Here is a 770-nt window from a genome sequence, read left to right as displayed (position 1 = left end):
GCATCCTCGCGCGCGAGGACGACGGCGTCCTTCACGGAGGGGGCTGCGCGTAGGGCGTTCTCGACTTCGCCCAGCTCGATGCGGAAGCCGCGCACCTTCACCTGCGCGTCGATGCGGCCGACGAAGTCCAGCTGTCCGTCAGCGCGCCAGCGCACCACGTCGCCCGTGCGGTAGAGGCGAGCCCCTTCCTCACCGGAGAATGCGTCCGGCACGAAGCGCTCGGCGGTGAGTCCCGGGCGTCCCGCATAGCCTCGCGCCACGCCGACGCCACCGATGTGCAACTCACCGCGCACGCCCACGGGCACCGGCTGGCCGTGCGGGTCCAACACATAGACGTGCACGTTCGCCAGCGGCTTGCCGATGGACGGCACTTCTCCATCCGCCACCACCTCACCGAAGGTGGCGATGACGGTGGCTTCGGTGGGGCCGTAGGTATTGAGCAGGCGCCGTCCCGGGGCCCAACGCGCGACGACGTCCGCGGGCAGGGCTTCGCCGCCGGAGATGACGGTGCGCACCTTGGGCAGCCCCTCGGACGACGTGGCCGCCAGTGCCGCTGGGGTGAGGCTGACGACACTCAACTCCTGCTCACGCAGCAGCACGGGCAGCGGCGCGCCCGGCATCAGCTTCTCCAGCGGCGCGAGCACCAGCGTGGCGCCGTTGCAGAGCGTGGTGAAAATCTCCTCCACGGAGAGGTCGAAGCTGAGGCTGGCGAACTGCAACACGCGGCTGCCGGGACCGATGCCGTAGGCCACCGCCTCGTGGGTGACGAG

Annotated in this window: 1 protein-coding gene; it reads right to left on the bottom strand. The window is 70.5% G+C overall.

What is annotated here, in order from left to right; translation table 11 throughout:
* Positions 1-770: AMP-binding protein (locus D7V77_RS42290; RefSeq protein WP_147452370.1), on the bottom strand; the 770-nt coding region annotated here is incomplete at both ends.

The sequence above is a fragment of the Corallococcus sp. CA041A genome, from assembly GCF_003612075.1.
Classification (GTDB): Bacteria; Myxococcota; Myxococcia; order Myxococcales; family Myxococcaceae; genus Corallococcus; species Corallococcus exiguus.
Note: the sequence above shows the minus strand (reverse complement) of the source record. Positions and strands in the feature narration are given on the sequence as shown.